Annotated in this window: 13 protein-coding genes, 4 tRNA genes and 1 rRNA gene; 1 reads left to right on the top strand and 17 read right to left on the bottom strand. The window is 60.9% G+C overall.

Annotation, left to right across the window (positions count from 1 at the left end; all coding sequences use genetic code 11):
• Positions 1 to 36: 36 nt before the first annotated feature.
• Positions 37 to 822, bottom strand: coding sequence for a 4-hydroxy-2-oxoheptanedioate aldolase (hpaI, locus tag PCE31106_RS10880; protein ID WP_150563281.1), 786 nt, complete (start codon positions 820 to 822; stop codon positions 37 to 39).
• A gap of 47 nt (positions 823 to 869) precedes the next feature.
• The gene (gene hpaH, locus PCE31106_RS10875; RefSeq protein ID WP_150563280.1) at positions 870 to 1,679 is read right to left on the bottom strand and encodes a 2-oxo-hept-4-ene-1,7-dioate hydratase; all 810 of its coding nucleotides are present in this window, start codon (positions 1,677 to 1,679) and stop codon (positions 870 to 872) included.
• 318 nt (positions 1,680 to 1,997) lie between these two features.
• Between hpaH and PCE31106_RS10870 the strand changes: the two genes are divergently transcribed.
• Positions 1,998 to 4,175 carry a TonB-dependent receptor family protein gene (locus tag PCE31106_RS10870; protein ID WP_150563279.1) on the top strand — a complete coding sequence of 726 codons (2,178 nt, stop codon included), beginning with the start codon at positions 1,998 to 2,000 and terminating at the stop codon, positions 4,173 to 4,175.
• Between the two features lie 111 nt (positions 4,176 to 4,286).
• Here the strand turns inward: PCE31106_RS10870 and rpoC are convergent, their stop codons facing one another.
• The 15 genes from rpoC to rrf form a co-directional block, all read right to left on the bottom strand.
• Positions 4,287 to 8,498: a DNA-directed RNA polymerase subunit beta' gene (rpoC, locus tag PCE31106_RS10865; RefSeq protein WP_017232374.1), complete on the bottom strand. Its 4,212-nt coding sequence runs from the start codon at positions 8,496 to 8,498 to the stop codon at positions 4,287 to 4,289.
• Positions 8,499 to 8,524: 26 nt separating this feature from the next.
• Complete coding sequence (gene rpoB, locus PCE31106_RS10860) at positions 8,525 to 12,631, bottom strand: DNA-directed RNA polymerase subunit beta (protein WP_017232375.1); 4,107 nt, start codon at positions 12,629 to 12,631, stop codon at positions 8,525 to 8,527.
• Between the two features lie 508 nt (positions 12,632 to 13,139).
• Positions 13,140 to 13,514: a 50S ribosomal protein L7/L12 gene (gene rplL / locus PCE31106_RS10855; protein WP_017232376.1), complete on the bottom strand. Its 375-nt coding sequence runs from the start codon at positions 13,512 to 13,514 to the stop codon at positions 13,140 to 13,142.
• 60 nt (positions 13,515 to 13,574) lie between these two features.
• Positions 13,575 to 14,072: a 50S ribosomal protein L10 gene (gene rplJ / locus PCE31106_RS10850; protein ID WP_010804162.1), complete on the bottom strand. Its 498-nt coding sequence runs from the start codon at positions 14,070 to 14,072 to the stop codon at positions 13,575 to 13,577.
• Positions 14,073 to 14,395: 323 nt separating this feature from the next.
• On the bottom strand, positions 14,396 to 15,091 hold the full coding sequence (gene rplA / locus PCE31106_RS10845) for a 50S ribosomal protein L1 (RefSeq protein WP_017232377.1): 696 nt from the start codon (positions 15,089 to 15,091) through the stop codon (positions 14,396 to 14,398).
• The gene (gene rplK / locus PCE31106_RS10840; protein ID WP_017232378.1) at positions 15,091 to 15,522 is read right to left on the bottom strand and encodes a 50S ribosomal protein L11; all 432 of its coding nucleotides are present in this window, start codon (positions 15,520 to 15,522) and stop codon (positions 15,091 to 15,093) included. The genes rplA and rplK overlap by 1 nt, the downstream gene beginning before the upstream one ends.
• Positions 15,523 to 15,665: 143 nt before the next feature.
• Positions 15,666 to 16,223 (bottom strand): transcription termination/antitermination protein NusG, encoded by a 558-nt coding sequence (nusG, locus tag PCE31106_RS10835; RefSeq protein WP_150563278.1) that lies wholly within the window; start codon positions 16,221 to 16,223, stop codon positions 15,666 to 15,668.
• Position 16,224: 1 nt separating this feature from the next.
• Entirely contained in the window at positions 16,225 to 16,605 is a 381-nt protein-coding gene (secE, locus tag PCE31106_RS10830) for a preprotein translocase subunit SecE (protein WP_017232380.1), read from the bottom strand.
• 22 nt (positions 16,606 to 16,627) lie between these two features.
• Positions 16,628 to 16,703 (bottom strand) — tRNA-Trp (locus PCE31106_RS10825).
• 64 nt (positions 16,704 to 16,767) lie between these two features.
• Positions 16,768 to 17,958 (bottom strand): elongation factor Tu, encoded by a 1,191-nt coding sequence (gene tuf / locus PCE31106_RS10820; protein WP_150563277.1) that lies wholly within the window; start codon positions 17,956 to 17,958, stop codon positions 16,768 to 16,770.
• Between the two features lie 72 nt (positions 17,959 to 18,030).
• Positions 18,031 to 18,105 (bottom strand) — tRNA-Thr (locus tag PCE31106_RS10815).
• Between the two features lie 34 nt (positions 18,106 to 18,139).
• A tRNA-Gly gene (locus PCE31106_RS10810) sits at positions 18,140 to 18,213 on the bottom strand.
• A gap of 73 nt (positions 18,214 to 18,286) precedes the next feature.
• A tRNA-Tyr gene (locus PCE31106_RS10805) sits at positions 18,287 to 18,372 on the bottom strand.
• A gap of 154 nt (positions 18,373 to 18,526) precedes the next feature.
• The gene (locus PCE31106_RS10800; RefSeq protein ID WP_150563276.1) at positions 18,527 to 19,417 is read right to left on the bottom strand and encodes a glycosyltransferase family 25 protein; all 891 of its coding nucleotides are present in this window, start codon (positions 19,415 to 19,417) and stop codon (positions 18,527 to 18,529) included.
• A 326-nt stretch (positions 19,418 to 19,743) separates the two neighbouring features.
• A 5S ribosomal RNA gene (rrf, locus tag PCE31106_RS10795) occupies positions 19,744 to 19,856 on the bottom strand.
• Positions 19,857 to 20,011: the final 155 nt, after the last annotated feature.

Genomic DNA, 20,011 nt, shown 5'->3' with positions numbered 1-20,011 from the left:
ACCGTTGAGGAACGCGTCCGAGGCCTTGCGAATCGTTCAGCGCTTTTCGTCATCGACGGCAGCGAATTTCGCGGCCAGCGCACGGCTCGCGTTCGCGAGCAGCGTGGTGTCGATGCCCACCGCCATGAACGTCACGCCAAGGTCGAGGTAGTGACGGGCAAGCGCCTCGTCGGCGCACAGGATCCCTGCCGCCTTGCCCGCTCGACGGATTCGGGCGATGCCGTCGCCGATCGCCAAACGCACGTCGTGATGCGTCGCGTGTCCGAGATGCCCCATCGATGCCGCGAGATCGGCCGGGCCGATGAACACGCCGTCGACGCCATCGACGGCGGCAATGTCGTCGACCTGCGCTAGCGCGTCGGCCGTCTCTACCTGCACGAGCAGGCAGGTCGTTGTGTTCGCCGCGTGCAGATAGTCGTCGTAGCCGTTCCACCGCGAAGACCGCGCCAATCCGCTGCCGACGCCGCGCGTGCCTTGCGGCGGATACCGCGTGGCGCTCGCGAGCGCGCGCGCCATGTCGGCGGACTCGACCATCGGCACCAGCAGCGTCGTCGCCCCGATGTCCAGCACCTGCTTGATGAGCGCAGCGTCGCCATGCGGCAACCGCACCACAGGGTGTGTCGGATATGGGGCCACCGCCTGCAACGTCGCCAGCATCGTGCGCAGATCGTTGGGGGCATGCTCGCCGTCGATCACCAGCCAGTCGAAGCCGCTGCCGGCGCACAACTCGGCGGCGTACGGCGTGGCGAGTCCCAGCCACAGGCCGATCTGGCGCTCGCCACGGGCCAACGCCTGCTTGAAGGCATTCGGGGGTGTTTTCATATCAACCTCTCCAGTGAGGTGCGAACCATCGGGGACGTTCGGCGCCGTCAGACGAAGCGCACGCCGATCGCGCCGAGCGGGCCGTAGTCGGCGTGAAACACGTCACCCGCCGCACAGGCCACGGGTCGCGTGAACGACCCGGCCAGCACGATCTCGCCCGCTTGCAGCCCTTCGTCGAAGGCGCCCAGCTTGTTCGCCAGCCACGCAATGCCGTTGCCGGGATGGTTAAGCACCGCCGCACTCAGGCCCGACTCTTCGATCACGCCATTGCGATAGAGCAGCGCGCCCGTCCAGCGCAGATCGACCGCGTCCGGCTTCACGGGACGTCCACCGAGAATCACGGCCGCATTCGCAGCGTTGTCGGCAATCGTGTCGACGACCTTGCGCGGCGCTTTCGTGTCGCGGTCGAAAAGCTCGATGCGGCCATCGATCAATTCGAGCGCCGGCGTCACCCAGGCGGTGGCGTCGAGCACGTCGAACAAGGTAACCCCGGGGCCTTTGAGCGGCTTGGCCAGAATGAATGCCAACTCCACTTCGAGACGCGGCACGATGAACCGCGAGGCATCGAGGGTCGCGCCATCGGTCACAAGCATGTCGTCGAGCAACGTGCCGTGATCGGGTTCCGTGATCTGGGCAGCGACTTGCATGGCGCGCGACGTCAGCCCGATCTTGTGACCGATCACGCGACGCCCTTCGGCGAACTTCAACGCCAGCCACGCCTGTGCGATCGCGTAGCTGTCGGCCGTCGTCATCTCGCGATACCGGCGGGAGAACTGCATGACCGGCGTGCGACGGCGTTCGGCGTCGTGCAGCTCGCGGGCAAGGGCCTGGCAGGTCGCGGCGTCCAGCGTCGGCATCGGGGGGTCTCCATGGCGCCACCCGCTACGGGCAACGCACTCTTGTCGGTCGATAACGCCTATTCTTGCGGCCCCCGGCGCCAGGAACAATCAATCGATTCAGGGACATTGATAAGCAAAACTGGATAATCGAACGCCGCCGGATACCTTCCGCCAGTCAGGTATCGTCAACACAATTTATAAATGAGAGTGATTTGCATTTATAATTCGCAACGCTTTATTACAAGGCATTACGCAAACCGAACCGAATGCTGTCGGCTGCCGTTCCGGTCAACGCTCGGGTTCGCCACACTCTCGCCGTCAAGAAGGTCAGCCAAGATGAAGATGTCTCCGCGTCGCCGCGCACATGTGGCCGCCGACACCCCCCGCGTCCGCCCCTGCGCCGCCCGCCTCCCCTCCCGTCCTCGTCTGCCGCACGCCATCGCCAGCGCCGCCGCGCTGCTCGTGACAACGCTCGGCACCGCGTATGCGCAGCAGGCCACAGGTGCGACGGCGGCAGAATCCCGGGCCGAAGTCCAACTCGACGCAGTCAACGTTTCCGGCGACTGGCTCGGGACCGGTCTCGACAGCAGCGCGAAGACCTTCCCCGGTGCGCGTACGGTCGTGAAGAAGGCGCAGATCGAGGCATCGGGTGCAACGAACATTGGTGATGTCATGCGCCGCATCCCCGGTGTGCAGGCGAGCGACAACTCGGGTACCGCGGGCAGCGCCATCTCGCTGAACATCGGCGTGCGCGGCCTCACCGGCCGTTACTCGCCGCGCTCGACCGTGTTGCTCGACGGCATTCCGATGGCCGTCGCACCTTACGGTCAGCCGCAGTTGTCCTTTGCGCCGGTCAGCCTCTTCAACATCGAGACCATCGACGTCGTGCGCAGCGGCGGTGCCGTGCGCTACGGGCCGCAGAACGTCGGCGGCGTGATCAACTTCAAGACGCGTGCGATCCCCAGCACGCCGGGCCTTACGGCCGACGCCACCGTGCGCGAGAACATCTACACGATCGGTGGCGGCGCCAACACCCAATACGGCGCGTTCCTCGGCACGCAGATGGATAACGGTTTGGGACTCGCGCTGCTGTATTCCGGCATGGTCGGGCGCGACTGGCGCAAGGGCAGCGACGAGCGCGTGAACGACCTCGCGTTGAAATGGCGGTACGACATCTCGTCGAGCCAGCAGGTGTACGGCAAGGTCTCGTATTACGACGTGAAGTCGAAGACGCCCGGCGGCCTGAGCGTCGCGCAATTCAATGCCGATCCTTTCCAGAACACGCGGCCGAACGACTACTGGAGCGGCAACCGCACCGGCCTCGACGTCGGCTATCTGAACACGATCTCCGAGACACAGGAATTTGAGATCCGCACGTTCTACAACGAGAGCTATCGTCAGAGCACGCTGATCAACGCAGCGGGCACGCAGACCACACACCAGCCTCGCAACTACGAGACGTTCGGTATCGAGCCACGCTTCACGCAGCGCCTGTTCGTCGGTCCGACCGCGCACGACGTGACCGTTGGCTATCGCTACGTGCACGAGCGTGGCGACGACAACAACTGGACCACGACCCTGGCCACCGGGCGCAACTCCACCACGCAGACGTTCTACAACTACACCAGCGCGAACGCGTTCTACCTCGACGACCGCATGGCCTGGGGCAACTGGCGACTCACGCCGGGCGTGCGTTACGAGGTCATCAACTCGCAGCGCGTCGACAAATCGACGGGCAACACCTTCCGCTCCGACAACAGCAAGCCGCTGCCCTCGGTGAACCTGTCGTACCTGGTGAACAGCGCGTGGACGGTCTATGCGGACTACAGCACGTCGTTCGGACCGGTGCAGAACACGCAGTTGAATTCGATGTCGGCCACGAACCCGCTGACGCCGGAGCTCGCGCGCACCTATGAAATCGGCACCCGCTGGTCGGACTCGCGTTGGAAGGCCGAGCTCACGGCGTTCAAGATGAAGTTCGACAACCAGATTCTGCAAGTGCCCGGCTCGACCCCGCCCGTCTTCCAGAACATTGGCGCGACGAACCACGACGGCATCGAAACCGCCGTCGATTACACCTTCGACCGCGACAGCGTGCTGCGCGGCTTGAACGTGTACGCGAACTTCACTTACACGCGTGCGATCCAGAAATCGGGCGCGACCGCCGGTCTCGACGTGCCGTTCTACTCGCGCTTCACGGACACGCTCGGCGCCCGTTACGACATCGGCGCGTGGACATTCAACGTCTCCACCACGCACCAGAGCGCGCAGTATTCGGATCTGGCCAACACGGAAGCGGAATCGGCCGACGGCAGCAATGGCAAGGTGCCCGGCTTCCGTCTGTGGAACCTGCAGGCGATGTACAAGGTCCCCGGCTACAAGAACGCCGACGTCACGGTGGGTCTGAACAACGTCTTCGATAAACGCTTCTATACGCGCAACGTCGACGGCAACGCCGGCCGCATGGTCGGCGCGCCGCGCATGATCTACGTGCAGGGCCACTTCGGGTTCTGATCGCCGCAGGATCGGTAAACGAAAAAAAACGGCACCCGCGAGGGTGCCGTTTTCGTTACGACGTGGGTGTCAGGTTGGCAGCGCCCGCTCTCGCCAGCGCCGCCCGCCCGATTACTCCGCCGTAGGCTCTTCCACCGAGCTTGGCATCGGTGCAAACGCTTCTTCCAGAGCGATCTGGTCGTGACGCTCGCGATCCGACGTCTCGCGGGCCTTGCGGGCCTTGTGATACGCCAGACCCGTACCTGCCGGGATGAGACGGCCAACGATGACGTTTTCCTTCAGGCCACGCAGGTCGTCCTTCTTGCCCATGATCGCGGCTTCGGTCAACACGCGCGTCGTTTCCTGGAACGAGGCTGCCGAGATGAACGAATCCGTCGACAGCGACGCCTTCGTAATCCCCAGCAGCACGTTCTCGTACTGCGCCGGACGCTTGTCCGCGGCGTTCATGGCGTCGTTCTCGTACAGCATGTCCGAGCGCTCGACCTGTTCGCCGATGATGAAGCGCGTATCGCCGTTGTCGGTGATCTGCACACGACGCAGCATCTGGCGAACGATCACCTCGATGTGCTTGTCGTTGATCTTCACACCCTGCAAGCGGTACACGTCCTGCACTTCGTCGACGATGTAACGCGCCAGCGCTTCGATACCCTGCAGACGCAGGATGTCGTGCGGGTCGGCCGGACCGTCCACGATCATTTCGCCCTTGTTCACCACCTGGCCGTCGTGCACCAGCACCTGTTTTTCCTTCGGAATCAGGAACTCGTGCTGGTTGCCGTCGAGATCGGTAATGACCAGACGCTGCTTGCCCTTCGTGTCCTTGCCGAACGACGTGGTACCGGTGACTTCGGCCAGAATGCCGGCGTCCTTCGGTGCGCGCGCTTCGAACAGTTCGGCCACACGCGGCAGACCCCCGGTAATATCGCGCGTCTTCTGCGCTTCGGTCGGGATACGTGCGAGCACTTCACCCACCGGCACTTGCTGACCGTCCTTGATGGTGATCAGTGCGCCCACCTGGAAGCCGATCGTCACTGCGTGATCGGTCCCCGGGATCTTCACTTCCACACCATGTTCGTCGAGCAGCTTGACCTGCGGACGCACGTTCTTCGACGCCGGACCACGACGCTTCGGATCGATCACGACCAGCGTGGACAGACCCGTCACATCGTCGATCTGCTTGGCCACCGTGACCCCTTCCTCGACGTTCTCGAACCGGGCGTAACCGCCGTGTTCGGTAATGATCGGGCGCGTCAGCGGATCCCACGTACCCAGTTGGGCACCGGCCTTGACCTGTGCGCCGTCCAGATGCAGCAGCGTGGCGCCGTACGGCACCTTGTGGCGCTCGCGCTCACGGCCATGATCGTCCGTGATCAGGATTTCGCCCGAACGCGAGATGGCGATCTGTTCGCCGCGACCGTTCGTCACGTAACGCATGGTCGCCGAGAAGCGAACCGTACCGTTCGACTTGGCTTCGATCGACGAAGCCACGGCCGCACGCGATGCCGCACCACCGATGTGGAACGTACGCATCGTGAGCTGCGTGCCCGGTTCACCGATCGACTGCGCAGCGATCACACCGACCGCTTCGCCCACGTTCACACGCGAGCCGCGGCCAAGGTCACGGCCGTAACAGGCGGCGCACAGACCGAAGCGCGTATCGCAGGTCAGCGGCGTGCGCACGCGCACTTCGTCGACACCCAGCGCTTCGATCATCTCGACGGCGTCCTCGTCGAGCAGCGTGCCCGATTCGTACACCGTCTCTTGCGTTTCCGGATTCACGACGTCGGCCACGGCCACGCGACCGAGGATACGGTCACGCAGGGCTTCGACCACTTCACCGCCCTCGACCAGCGCCTTCATCGCAACGCCGTTGCTCGTGCCGCAATCGTCTTCGACCACGACCAGATCCTGCGTCACGTCGACCAGACGACGCGTCAGGTAACCCGAGTTTGCCGTCTTCAGTGCCGTATCGGCCAGACCCTTACGTGCACCGTGGGTCGAGATGAAGTACTGCAACACGTTCAGGCCTTCGCGGAAGTTCGCGGTAATCGGCGTCTCGATAATCGAGCCGTCCGGCTTGGCCATCAGGCCACGCATCCCCGCGAGCTGGCGAATCTGGGCGCTCGAACCGCGAGCACCGGAGTCGGCCATCATGTAAATCGAGTTGAACGACTCCTGGTCGACGATATTGCCGTCGCGATCGGTCGTCTTCTCTTTCGAGAGCTGCTCCATCATCGCCTTGCCCACGGCGTCGCCGGTCGCACCCCAGATGTCCACGACGTTGTTGTAACGCTCTTGCGCCGTGACCAGACCCGACATGTACTGACGGTCGTATTCCTTGACCTTCTTCGACGCTTCGCCGATCAGCTCTTCCTTCTTCGTCGGCACGAGCATGTCGTCGACGCAGATCGAGATACCGGCGCGCGTTGCCAGGCGGAAGCCCGACTGCATCAGCTTGTCGACGAAGATCACCGTCTCGCGCAGACCGCAGCGGCGGAACGCCGTGTTGATGAGCTTCGAGATTTCCTTCTTCTTGAGCGACTTGTTCAGCACCGAGAACGGCAGGCCCGGCGGCAGAATTTCCGACAGGATCGCGCGGCCGACCGTGGTCGGGTACAGCGTGATCTTCGGCGTCTTCTCGCCCGTTTCCGGATCGACCGTGTACTCCGTGATACGCACGTTCACGCGCGAAGCCAGTTCGACTTCCTTGTTGTCGTACGCGCGCAGCACTTCCGAGACGTCGATGAACGACAGGCCTTCGCCGCGGCCGTTGATCTTGTCGCGGGTCGCATAGTACAGACCCAGCACGATATCCTGCGACGGCACGATCGACGGATCGCCGTTGGCCGGGAACAACACGTTGTTCGAGGCCAGCATCAGGGTACGCGCTTCCATCTGCGCTTCGAGCGACAGCGGCACGTGAACGGCCATCTGGTCACCGTCGAAGTCGGCGTTGAACGCCGCGCAAACCAGCGGGTGAAGCTGGATCGCCTTGCCTTCGATCAGCACCGGCTCGAACGCCTGAATCCCCAGGCGGTGCAGCGTCGGTGCACGGTTCAGCATGATCGGGTGTTCGCGGATCACATCTTCGAGGATGTCCCACACCACCGCCGTCTGGTTCTCGACTTCCTTCTTCGCGGCCTTGATGGTCGTGGCCACGCCCAACACTTCCAGCTTGTGGAAGATGAATGGCTTGAAGAGTTCGAGCGCCATCAGCTTCGGCAGACCGCACTGATGCAGCTTGAGCGTCGGGCCCACGGTAATCACCGAACGGCCCGAGTAGTCCACGCGCTTACCGAGCAGATTCTGACGGAAACGACCGCTCTTGCCCTTGATCATGTCGGCCAGCGACTTGAGCGGGCGCTTGTTCGCACCGGTCATCGCCTTGCCGCGACGGCCGTTATCGAGCAGCGAGTCCACGGATTCCTGCAGCATGCGCTTTTCGTTGCGCACGATGATGTCCGGGGCCTTCAGCTCGAGCAGACGCTTCAGACGGTTGTTACGGTTGATGACGCGGCGATACAGATCGTTCAGATCCGAGGTCGCGAAGCGGCCACCGTCGAGCGGCACCAACGGGCGCAGCTCGGGCGGGAGCACCGGCAGCACTTCGAGCACCATCCACTCGGGCTTGATGCCCGAACGCTGGAAAGCCTCGAGCACCTTCAGGCGCTTGGCGTACTTCTTGATCTTCGCTTCCGAGCCCGTGGCTTGCAGCTCGGCGCGCAGATGCTCGACCTGCTGGTCGATGTCGATCGAGCGCAGCAGCTCGCGCACGCCTTCCGCGCCCATCTCGGCACGGAATTCGTCGCCGTATTCCTCGACCTTGTTGTAGTAATCCTCCTCGGTCATGATCTGGCACCGCTTGAGCGGCGTCATGCCCGGTTCGAGAACCACATACGCTTCGAAGTACAGCACGCGTTCGATGTCGCGCAGCGTCATGTCGAGCACCATGCCCAGACGCGACGGGAGCGACTTCAGGAACCAGATGTGCGCGACCGGCGAGGCCAGCTCAATGTGGCCCATGCGCTCGCGACGCACCTTCGCCAGCGTGACTTCCACGCCGCACTTCTCGCAGATCACGCCACGGTGCTTCAGGCGCTTGTACTTGCCGCAAAGGCACTCGTAATCCTTGATCGGACCGAAGATCTTTGCGCAGAACAGGCCGTCACGCTCGGGCTTGAACGTCCGATAGTTGATCGTTTCCGGCTTCTTCACTTCGCCGAACGACCACGAGCGGATCTTGTCCGGCGAAGCCAGACCGATCTTGATCGCGTCGAACTGTTCGACCTGCTGAACTTGCTTGAATAGATCGAGCAAAGCTTTCATTGCTTTCTCCTGTTGCCTGAACGCAATTAACTGCGCTCCAGGTCGATATCGATACCGAGCGAACGGATTTCCTTGACCAGCACGTTGAACGACTCCGGCATGCCGGCATCGATTACGTGATCGCCCTTGACGAGGTTCTCGTACACCTTCGTACGCCCCGTCACGTCATCCGACTTCACGGTCAGCATTTCCTGCAGCACATACGATGCGCCGTATGCTTCCAGTGCCCACACTTCCATTTCACCGAAGCGCTGACCACCGAACTGGGCCTTACCGCCCAACGGCTGTTGCGTCACCAGCGAGTACGGACCGGTCGAACGCGCGTGCATCTTGTCGTCGACCAAGTGGTGCAGCTTGAGCATGTGCATGAAGCCGCACGTGACCGGACGCTCGAAGGCTTCGCCGGTACGGCCGTCGAACAGCGTGACCTGGTTCTTCGACGGCGTCATGCCGAGTTCCTTCGCGACGTGATCCGGGAACGCCAGATCCAGCATGCGACGGATTTCGTCTTCATGGGCACCATCGAACACCGGCGTTGCGAACGGCACGCCGTTCTGCAGGTTGCGCGCCAGCGACATGATCTCGTCGTCCGACAGGCTGTCGATATCTTCTTGTTGACCGCTCTCGTTGTAGATCTTCGTCAGGAACTTGCGAACTTCCTGGACCTTGGTGTGCGCCTGCAGCATTTCGCCGATACGCCAGCCCAGACCCTTCGCTGCCCAGCCGAGGTGCGACTCGAGAATCTGACCCACGTTCATCCGCGACGGCACGCCGAGCGGGTTGAGCACGATGTCTGCCGGACGGCCATCGGCCATGTACGGCATATCCTCGATCGGCACGATCTTCGAGACCACGCCCTTGTTACCGTGACGGCCTGCCATCTTGTCGCCAGGCTGCAGACGACGCTTGACCGCCAGGTACACCTTGACCATCTTCAGCACGCCCGGCGGCAGTTCGTCGCCTTGCGTGAGCTTCTTGCGCTTCTCTTCGAAGGCCAGATCGAACGAGTGACGCTTCTGCTCGATCGATTCCTTGATCTGCTCGAGCTGTTGCGCACCTTCGTCTTCCGCCAGACGGATGTCGAACCAGTGGTAACGGTCCAGATCCGCCAGGTATTCCTTCGTGAGCTTGGTGCCCTTGGCGAGCTTCTTCGGACCGCCATTGGCCGTCTTGCCCACCAGGAAGCGCTCCAGACGCTGGAACGCATCGCCTTCCACGATACGCAGCTGGTCGTTCAGGTCGAGGCGGTAGCCCTTGAGTTCATCGTCGATGATCTGCTGGGCGCGCTTGTCGCGCTGAATGCCTTCACGCGTGAACACCTGCACGTCGATGACGGTGCCGCTCATGCCCGACGGCACGCGCAGCGAGGTGTCCTTCACGTCCGATGCCTTCTCGCCGAAGATCGCGCGCAGCAGCTTTTCTTCCGGCGTGAGCTGGGTTTCGCCCTTCGGCGTGACCTTGCCCACCAGCACATCGCCGGCTTCGACTTCCGCGCCGATGTACACGATGCCCGACTCGTCCAGACGGCCGAGTTGGACTTCCGCCAGGTTCGAAATATCGCGCGTGATTTCCTCAGGTCCGAGCTTGGTGTCGCGAGCGACCACGTTCAGCTCTTCGATGTGGATCGACGTATAACGGTCTTCCGCAACGACACGCTCCGAGATCAGGATCGAATCCTCGAAGTTGTAGCCGTTCCACGGCATGAACGCGATCAGCATGTTCTGACCCAGCGCCAACTCACCCAGATCGGTCGACGCGCCGTCGGCGATCACATCGCCGCGCGCTACCTTGTCGCCTTCTTCCACGATCGGGCGCTGGTTGATGTTGGTGTTCTGGTTCGAACGCGTGTACTTGATCAGGTTGTAGATGTCCACGCCGACTTCACCGGCAACGGCTTCATCGTCGTTCACGCGAATCACCACACGGCCTGCGTCGACGTAGTCGACCACGCCGCCACGGAACGCCTGCACGGTCGTACCCGAGTCGACAGCCACCGTACGTTCGATACCCGTACCGACCACCGCTTTTTCCGGACGCAGGCAAGGCACGGCCTGGCGCTGCATGTTCGAACCCATCAACGCGCGGTTCGCGTCGTCGTGCTCGAGGAACGGAATCAGCGACGCGGCGACGGAGACGATCTGCGACGGTGCCACGTCCATGTACTGGATGCGGTCCGGCGTGACCATCAGCGTTTCGCCGGCTTCACGCGACGACACCAGTTCGTCGGTCAGTTCACCGTTTTCGCCAATCGACGCGTTCGCCTGAGCGATCACGTAGCGACCTTCTTCAATGGCCGACAGGTAGTCGATCTGGTCGGTGACCTTGCCGTCTTCCACCTTGCGGTAAGGCGTCTCGAGGAAGCCATACTCGTTCAGGCGGGCGTACAGTGCCAGCGAGTTGATCAGACCAATGTTCGGACCTTCCGGCGTTTCAATCGGGCACACGCGGCCGTAGTGGGTCGGGTGCACGTCGCGCACTTCGAAGCCAGCACGCTCGCGCGTCAAACCGCCCGGGCCCAGTGCGGACACGCGACGCTTGTGCGTGATTTCCGACAGCGGGTTGGTCTGGTCCATGAACTGCGAGAGCTGCGACGAACCGAAGAACTCGCGGATGGCCGACGAGATCGGCTTGCTGTTGATCAGGTCGTGCGGCATTAGGTTTTCCGACTCGGCCTGACCCAGACGTTCCTTCACAGCACGCTCGACACGCACCAGACCGGCGCGGAACTGGTTCTCGGCCAGCTCACCCACGCAACGCACACGACGGTTGCCCAAGTGGTCGATGTCGTCGACTTCGCCGCGGCCATTACGCAGATCCACGAGGATCTTGATGGTCGAGAGAATGTCGTCGTCGCCCAGCGTCATCGGTCCGAGCACTTCGTCACGGCCGACACGACGGTTGAACTTCATACGACCCACCTTCGACAGGTCGTACGCTTCTTCGCTGTAGAACAGACGGTTGAACAGGGCCTCGACCGCATCTTCGGTCGGCGGCTCGCCCGGGCGCATCATGCGGTAGATCGCAATACGCGCGGCCGTGCGGTCGGCGGTTTCGTCGATGCGCAGCGTGGCCGAGATGTAAGACCCCTGGTCCAGATCGTTCGTGAACAGCGTCTGGATGTCCGACACGTCCGACTCGCGCAGCTTGACCAGCACGCTTTCGGTGATTTCTTCGTTGGCGTTGGCGATCACTTCGCCGGTATCGCCATCGATCACGTTCTTCGCGAGCACGCGGCCGAGCAGGTAGTCTTCCGGCACCGAGATGAACTTGGTGTTGGCGTTCTCCAGGTCGCGGATGTGCTTGGCGTTGACGCGCTTGTCCTTCTGGACGATGACCTTGCCTTCGCGATCCGTAATGTCGAAGCGCGCCACTTCACCGCGCAGACGCTCCGGCACGAACTCCATCTGTGCGCCTTCCGGCATCAGCTTGAAGTTATCGAACACGAAGAAGTTCGCGAGGATCTGTTCCGGCGTCAGGCCGATCGCCTTGAGCAGGATCGTGACCGGCATCTTGCGACGGCGGTCGACGCGGAAGTACAGGATGTCCTTCGGATCGAATTCGAAGTCCAGCCACGAGCCGCGGTAGGGGATGATACGCGCGGAGAACAGCAGTTTGCCCGAGCTGTGCGTCTTGCCCTTGTCGTGTTCGAAGAACACGCCCGGCGAGCGGTGCAGCTGCGAGACGATGACACGCTCCGTGCCATTGATGACGAAGGAACCCGTCGAGGTCATGAGCGGAATTTCGCCCATGTACACTTCCTGTTCCTTGACTTCCTTGACGACGGGCTTGTTCGGCGATTCACGGTCGAGAATCACCAGACGAACCTTGGCGCGCAGGGCCGAGCAAAAAGTCAGGCCGCGCTGTTGACATTCCTTGACATCGAACGCGGGCGTGCCGAGCAGATAGCTGACAAACTCCAGGCGTGCGAACCCGTTGTGAGAAACGATCGGGAAAATGGAGGAAAAGGCTGCTTGCAGACCCTCCGGCTTCCGCTCCGATGCAAGCGCTTCGGCTTGCAAGAACGATGTGTACGAGGCGAGCTGGGTGGCCAGCAAAAACGGCACCTTGTGCACGGTCGGACGCTTCGCAAAACTCTTGCGAATGCGTTTCTTCTCGGTGAAGGAATAGTGCATTACGATCTCCGAATCACTACGCTGGCGACGACGGCAGGCATCGTCAACGGGTGTTCATCGACTGAGACCAGACGTCCCCCGCGGCGGGCTTGCCGTGGAGCAACGAGCTTGGTGGTTGGCCGCTACCAACCGCTGGCTGACGGCGACGGATGCCTGTGTTGCCCGTCGCCCGACCAAACTTGCCTTCTGCAGTCGCTTCAGAAGACAAAGAGAAAACCGCCACGGGTCGAATCCCGGCGCGATCTTTTCTTTGGCCTCTTCGGTATTTCTTCGGTACTACCCTCGCGTCCTCTCTGTTGCTGTGTATCGCCAGTACCCTCGATGATGCGTGCGCTTGAAACGGCAAAAATCACGGATGCATCGGCGAAATCATTTTGCTTTCAACCTCTTGGCACACTTTCGCGCCGGCTTTCGAGTTGCGTGCGCCCCTTTCGGGATTTGGCTCTCCTGAAAGCACAAAAAGGCTGACGACGTTTCGTCGCCAGCCTTCCCTACGCGCAGAGCCGAATTACTTGATTTCGACCTTGGCGCCGGCTTCTTCCAGCTTCTTCTTGGCTTCGTCAGCAGCAGCCTTGTCGACGCCTTCCTTGACAGCCTTCGGAGCACCATCAACCACGTCCTTGGCTTCCTTCAAGCCCAGGCCCGTGATTTCGCGGACGGCCTTGATCACGCCGACCTTGTTCGCACCGACTTCCGCCAGGATGACGTTGAATTCGGTTTGCTCTTCGGCTGCAGCAGCAGCACCAGCACCCGCGGGGCCAGCCACCGACAGGGCAGCAGCCGACACGCCAAACTTCTCTTCGAACGCCTTGACCAGGTCGTTCAGTTCCATAACCGACATTGCGCCAACGGCGTCGATGATGTCTTCTTTCGTGATTGCCATTTGTAAAACTCCTAGATTGTGTTCGGACCGAAGTCAGCGATCGTGTAACCGGGACGAGAATTAAGCAGCTTCTGCTTGCTTCTTCTCGGCCACGGCAGCCAGGACGCGAGCAAAGCCGGAAACCGGCGCTTGCATGACACCCAGCAACTTCGCGAGCAGTTCGTCGCGGCTCGGGATCGAGGCCAGCGCTTGCACGCCTGCCTTGTCCATCACCTTGCCGTCGTACGAGCCGGCCTTCAAGATCAACTTGTCGTTGCCCTTCGAAAAGTCGTTCAAGACTTTCGCAGCGGCTACGGGATCCGTCGAGATACCGTAGATCAGAGGACCGGTCATCTGCTCAGCCAGGTCAGCAAACGGGGTGTTTTCCACCGCGCGGCGAGCCAGCGTGTTCTTCAGAACGCGCAGGTAGACGCCTTGCTGACGCGCATTGGCGCGAAGCTTCGTCAGATCGCCAACCGTGATTCCGCGATATTCAGCCACAACGATGGTCGAAGCGCCGGCGACTTGCGCCGAAACTTCTGCCACGACGGCTTTCTTATCATCAAGATTAAGTGCCACGGTTAACCTCCAAAATTGACATCACCTCATGGTGATGCCGTTCCACTAACGGCTTACCGACATGTCTGGAGTTTCAACCACCACGCCCGGTTGCCCAGGTGAGGCGATGTGACTGCATAACTTGTTCGGGTTCGCCATCTGCGTTGGCTGGCGTATTAAGGGAGCGTCAACACATGCCCATTCCCGCCAACGGTCTTTGATAACCGGAAGCGATTTCCGAAGAATCCGCTTCCGCCCAAAGTCTTTTGCTGCTGACTGTCGATCCTGAGGATCGCAGTCGTCGCAGGGGACGCCATCACCCTGCGATTGCGATACGGTCTGGCTTAGGCAGCCAGGCTGGCCTGATCCACACGCACGCCAACGCCCATCGTGCTCGACAGGGCGATCTTGCGCAGGTAGACACCCTTGCTCGAAGCCGGCTTCGACTTCGTCAGGGCTTCCAGCAGGGCCGACAGGTTCTGACGCAGCGCTGCCGGGTCGAACGACGCACGACCGATGGTCGCGTGAATAATGCCGCCCTTGTCAACGCGGAACTGCACCTGACCGGCCTTGGCGTTCTTCACTGCCGTAGCGACGTCCGGGGTCACCGTGCCAACCTTCGGGTTCGGCATCAGGCCGCGCGGGCCGAGAATCTGACCCAGCGTACCGACGACGCGCATCGTGTCCGGCGAAGCGATCACGATATCGAAGTCCATCTTGCCGGCCTTGATTTGCTCGGCCAGGTCTTCCATACCCACGATTTCAGCGCCGGCAGCCTTCGCTTGCTCGGCCTTTTCGCCTTGAGCGAACACAGCCACGCGAACCGACTTACCGGTACCGGCCGGCAGAACGACCGAGCCGCGAACCACTTGGTCCGACTTCTTCGCATCCACGCCCAGTTGCACGGCGACGTCGATCGACTCGTCGAACTTGGCGCTTGCGCATTCCTTGACCAGGGCCAGAGCATCGCCGACCGGGTACAGCTTGTTGCGGTCGACCTTGGCGGCCAGTGCTTGTTGACGCTTAGAGATCTTAGCCATTACAGACCCTCCACCGTGATGCCCATCGAACGTGCGCTGCCAGCGATGGTGCGAACCGCGGCGTCCAGATCGGCGGCGGTAAGGTCAGGCATCTTGGTCTTCGCGATTTCTTCCGCTTGTGCGCGGGTGATCTTGCCCACCTTGTCGGTGTGCGGCTTGCTCGAACCCTTTTGCAGGTTGGCAGCCTTCTTGATCAGCACCGTTGCCGGCGGGGTCTTCAGGACGAACGTGAAGCTCTTGTCCGCAAATGCGGTGATCACCACCGGGGTCGGAAGACCCGGCTCGAGGCTCTGCGTTTGCGCGTTGAACGCCTTGCAGAACTCCATGATGTTCAGGCCACGTTGACCCAGGGCCGGGCCCACGGGGGGCGACGGGTTGGCTTTACCTGCAGGAATCTGCAGCTTGATAAAGCCGATGATTTTCTTTGCCATGGTTTACTCCGGAACGAATATGTGGCGCATATTCGGGGTTGAGTCATAGCGCGCGTTCACCAAAAACGGGCTACTGACGCTCCTCGGCGACGGCTGTCACCAACGCAAAAACGCGCCGGACGTCGCGCCGGCGCATTTTATTCTTAGATCTTTTCGACTTGCCCGAACTCCAGTTCTACCGGAGTTGCCCGTCCGAAAATGGTGACGGAAACACGGAGGCGAGATTTTTCGTAGTTCACTTCTTCCACCGAGCCGTTGAAGTCCGTGAAAGGACCTTCCTTGACTCGAACCAGCTCGCCCACCTCGAACAACGTCTTCGGACGCGGCTTTTCCACCCCGTCCTTGATTTGCGACATGATCTTGTCGACCTCGGCCTGTCGAATCGGAATCGGGCGATTGCCCGTACCGCCGACAAAACCGGTGACCTTGGCGGTATTCTTCACCAAGTGCCACGTGTCATCCGTCATTTCCATCTCGCACAGCACATAGCCGGGGAAGAAACGACGCTCGGTGACCGACTTGTGGCCACCTTTGATTTCAACGACTTCTTCGGTCGGGACAAGAATCTCGCCGAACAAGTCTTCCATGCCGGCACGCACAATACGCTCACGCAGCGCCTTGGCTACGCTCTTTTCCATGCCGGAATACGCATGAACGACGTACCAGCGCTTCTTACTCGGTGCAGCCCCGGTATCAGACATATCACTTCCAGCCAAGAATCAAAGAGAACACCGCCCATTCAATCGTCTTGTCGCTGATCCAGAGATACAGCGCCATCACGATGACGAACGCGAAGACAATCGCAGTCGTTTGAGCGGCCTCTTTACGGGTCGGCCAAACGACCTTACCCACTTCCCGATACGCATCCTTGGCAAAAGCCAGGAAGCTTTTGCCGGTTTGCGATGCCAATGCAACACCTGCTGCGATGGCGAGAACGACGACGATGGCAGCAACGCGCACATACAGTGCCTGTTGCCCCAGCGCGTAGAAGGCCACGACACCAGCAATCACGAGCAGCCCGGCCAGTGCCAGCAGCAGCTTGTCGCCAGTCGTACGTACAGTTTCTACGGGAGAATTCGCCATTTCCAGCTTGCAGACAGTTGTTTGGCAGGGGCAGAGGGAATCGAACCCCCAACCTTCGGTTTTGGAGACCGACGCTCTGCCAGTTGAGCTATACCCCTAAAACAGCAGTGGGGCCAGCCGCCAAAAGCTGACCCCGTAAGCGCGGACCGTTAAGGTACCGGCTTACGCTACGATCTTTGCAACCACGCCGGCGCCGACAGTACGGCCACCTTCGCGAATTGCGAAACGCAGACCTTCAGTCATGGCGATCGGAGCGATCAACTTGACGGTGATCGACACGTTGTCGCCAGGCATGACCATTTCCTTGCCTTCCGGCAGGGTGATCGAGCCCGTCACGTCCGTCGTACGGAAGTAGAACTGCGGACGGTAGTTGTTGAAGAACGGGGTGTGACGACCACCTTCGTCCTTCGACAGCACGTACACTTCGCCGGTGAATTCCGTGTGCGGCGTGATCGAGCCCGGCTTGGCCAGAACCTGACCACGCTGGACGTCTTCACGCTTCGTGCCGCGCAGCAGAATACCGACGTTATCGCCTGCTTGACCTTGGTCGAGCAGCTTGCGGAACATTTCGACGCCCGTGCAAATCGTCTTGACCGTCGGGGTGATACCGACGATTTCGATTTCTTCGCCGACCTTGACGACACCCGACTCAACACGACCGGTCACCACGGTACCGCGACCCGAGATCGAGAACACGTCTTCCACCGGCATCAGGAATGCCTTGTCGATGGCGCGTTCCGGCGTCGGGATGTACGTATCGAGGGCTTCAGCCAGTTGCATGATGGCTTCTTCGCCCAGGGGACCCTTGTCGCCTTCCAGCGCCAGCTTGGCGGAACCCTTGATGATTGGCACATCGTCGCCCGGGAAGTCGTACTTCGACAGGAGCTCGCGAACTTCCATTTCGACCAGCTCGAGCAGCTCGGCGTCGTCGACCATGTCGCACTTGTTCAGGAACACGATGATGTACGGCACGCCAACCTGACGGGCCAGCAGGATGTGCTCGCGCGTTTGCGGCATCGGGCCGTCGGCAGCCGAGCAAACCAGAATGGCGCCGTCCATCTGGGCAGCACCGGTAATCATGTTCTTGACGTAGTCGGCGTGGCCCGGGCAATCAACGTGTGCGTAGTGGCGGTTAGCCGTTTCGTACTCGATGTGCGCGGTGTTGATGGTAATGCCGCGTGCCTTTTCTTCCGGTGCCGCGTCGATGTCCGCGTAGTTCTTGGCTTCACCGCCGAACTTCGACGAAAGCACCGTTGCGATAGCGGCCGTCAGGGTCGTCTTGCCGTGGTCGACGTGACCGATGGTGCCGACGTTGACGTGCGGCTTGGTCCGCTGAAACTTTTCCTTTGCCATTTCCGACTCCTAACGAGGTTATCTTTTGCCGAGGTTGCTCGGCATGATGATTGCCGCGCTTCACACTATCTTTGGTGCCCATGGGCAGGATCGAACTGCCGACCTCTCCCTTACCAAGGGAGTGCTCTACCACTGAGCCACATGGGCGAATCCATTACTACTGCTGCATCTGCGCGTCACCTGGAGCGGGTGAAGGGAATCGAACCCTCGTCGTAAGCTTGGAAGGCTTCTGCTCTACCATTGAGCTACACCCGCTTGGATTCCGACTCTCGCCTCAGGCAACAAGCGCCGGAAATTTTAGTTTCCGGCGCTCATTACTTCCGCATTCTGGTGGAGGAGGTTGGATTCGAACCAACGTAGGCGTAAGCCAACAGATTTACAGTCTGCCCCCTTTAGCCACTCGGGCACCCCTCCGCAGAGAATTTGCAATTATGGAGATGTCGCCCCGCCTTGTCAACACCTGCCATGCGTTAAATACGCAGTTTTTGTGCCTGCTGCTCTGCGGATTTTCACCATTAGCAGCAAGCCGTTGATTTACTTGATGATATCGATTCGCTCAAGCGTTGACTCAATGCCAATGACGCACCGGGGTAAACCAACGCCGACGCCAGGCGGCGGCATAGCGACTCAGACTATCCCTCCCCCGGTGGAATTCTCGTTTGAGTTTCTGCCATGGATTGCGCCTGACCTTATGACGGCCGACGATGGTGGTACCGAAATCATCGCCTCGATCCAGCACGATATCCGGCGTCATCGAGATCATGTCGATGCCATGCTCCCAGTTCCGGTTGAGCATGTCGTCGACGGGGTGAATGGTGCGCCTGGCGTAGGCCAGAAGCACAAGCGCTGCCGCGCGCCGGATGAGGTAGGCATGCGCGCCGCCCGGCTGCTTCCTGTGGTCGCGCAGAATCCCACCACCAGGCAGTTGGCCAACGCGCCATGCCCCTGCGGCGCCCCCCTCCTTCAATCGCATGATGCCCCAGGGGACCGTCACATTCAGTGTCGACGCGAGACATTGCGAGAACCCAGGAGTCAGTTCGACATCGTCTTCCAGGACGCACCAGATATCGTCGTTGGAGTTCGCCAGCGCCTCCCAGACCCGGTAATGACTGTCATAGCAGCCGACCTCTCCGAGCGTCAGATGATTGCCGTATATCCGAAGGCGTTCGGAAACGTCATACGTCGACGGATAGTCGCTGATACGTTTGGCGTCGAAGAATTGAAAGGGAACGTCGGCTGCCGCCAACTGCTCGATCATGTGTGCGCGACGAACATCGCTGTCCACAAGAGAGATGACGACAACCGGGGGAAACTTGGAGGGTGAAATAGGATTCTGGAACATCGCCGCGCGCTCGCGCCGCGACGGCGCGGCGCCTATCCTGCAAATTGGAATCGCCGCACGATAGCGAACAAAAGACCAAATTACGAGATTTTGACCATATTTCGAGGACTTTCCCACGCCCCCGTCGCCTCCAAGCCTTTACTCGCCACGGCGTAGAGCGATGGGGGCCGCGAACGACGCGGAAATCCTGGCGCCGATTCGCCCTATGGGTCAGGGTGACGCAACACGACCTGGGCATTGAACCGCGCGACCACGCCGGCGCTGGGCATTACCGACGTGGACACGACCATGGCATTAAGCCATGCAGGCGCGCCGGCGCTGGGCGTTATCGCTGTCGACACGACCATGTCGTCGAGCCGCGCAGCCGCGCCAGAGCTGGGCGTTATCACCGGGGAAAAGCAAAAACCCCTTGCTACACGAGTTAGCAAGGGGTTTTTAGGGGAGCCTGACGATTACCTACTTTCACACGGGTATCCGCACTATCATCGGCGTGGAGTTGTTTCACGGTCCTGTTCGGGATGGGAAGGGGTGGTTCCAACTCGCTATGGTCATCAGGCATAACTTGTATGTTTTGCTGAGCGGGGCTCAACAAAACCAATTCGGAAGAAGCGTAGTACTACATTGGTTGGGTTGCGAGTTGTATCGGCACACTGCACGACACTCACACCAGGAAAAACACACTGGTTATAGGATCAAGCCTCACGGGCAATT

This window comes from Pandoraea cepalis (assembly GCF_902459665.1).
Lineage (GTDB): Bacteria > Pseudomonadota > Gammaproteobacteria > Burkholderiales > Burkholderiaceae > Pandoraea > Pandoraea cepalis.
This window is presented reverse-complemented; position numbering and strand designations above follow the sequence as displayed.

Excerpts from the sequence above, each read along its gene's own strand:
- tuf (WP_150563277.1), bottom strand. The coding sequence starts at position 17,958 with ATGGCAAAGGAAAAGTTTCAGCGGACCAAGCCGCACGTCAACGTCGGC.
- nusG (WP_150563278.1), bottom strand. The coding sequence starts at position 16,223 with ATGTCTGATACCGGGGCTGCACCGAGTAAGAAGCGCTGGTACGTCGTT.
- rpoB (WP_017232375.1), bottom strand. The coding sequence starts at position 12,631 with ATGCACTATTCCTTCACCGAGAAGAAACGCATTCGCAAGAGTTTTGCG.
- PCE31106_RS10870 (WP_150563279.1), top strand. The coding sequence starts at position 1,998 with ATGAAGATGTCTCCGCGTCGCCGCGCACATGTGGCCGCCGACACCCCC.
- rplA (WP_017232377.1), bottom strand. The coding sequence starts at position 15,091 with ATGGCTAAGATCTCTAAGCGTCAACAAGCACTGGCCGCCAAGGTCGAC.
- hpaH (WP_150563280.1), bottom strand. The coding sequence starts at position 1,679 with ATGCCGACGCTGGACGCCGCGACCTGCCAGGCCCTTGCCCGCGAGCTG.
- rpoC (WP_017232374.1), bottom strand. The coding sequence starts at position 8,498 with ATGAAAGCTTTGCTCGATCTATTCAAGCAAGTTCAGCAGGTCGAACAG.
- rplL (WP_017232376.1), bottom strand. The coding sequence starts at position 13,514 with ATGGCAATCACGAAAGAAGACATCATCGACGCCGTTGGCGCAATGTCG.
- hpaI (WP_150563281.1), bottom strand. The coding sequence starts at position 822 with ATGAAAACACCCCCGAATGCCTTCAAGCAGGCGTTGGCCCGTGGCGAG.
- rplK (WP_017232378.1), bottom strand. The coding sequence starts at position 15,522 with ATGGCAAAGAAAATCATCGGCTTTATCAAGCTGCAGATTCCTGCAGGT.
- secE (WP_017232380.1), bottom strand. The coding sequence starts at position 16,605 with ATGGCGAATTCTCCCGTAGAAACTGTACGTACGACTGGCGACAAGCTG.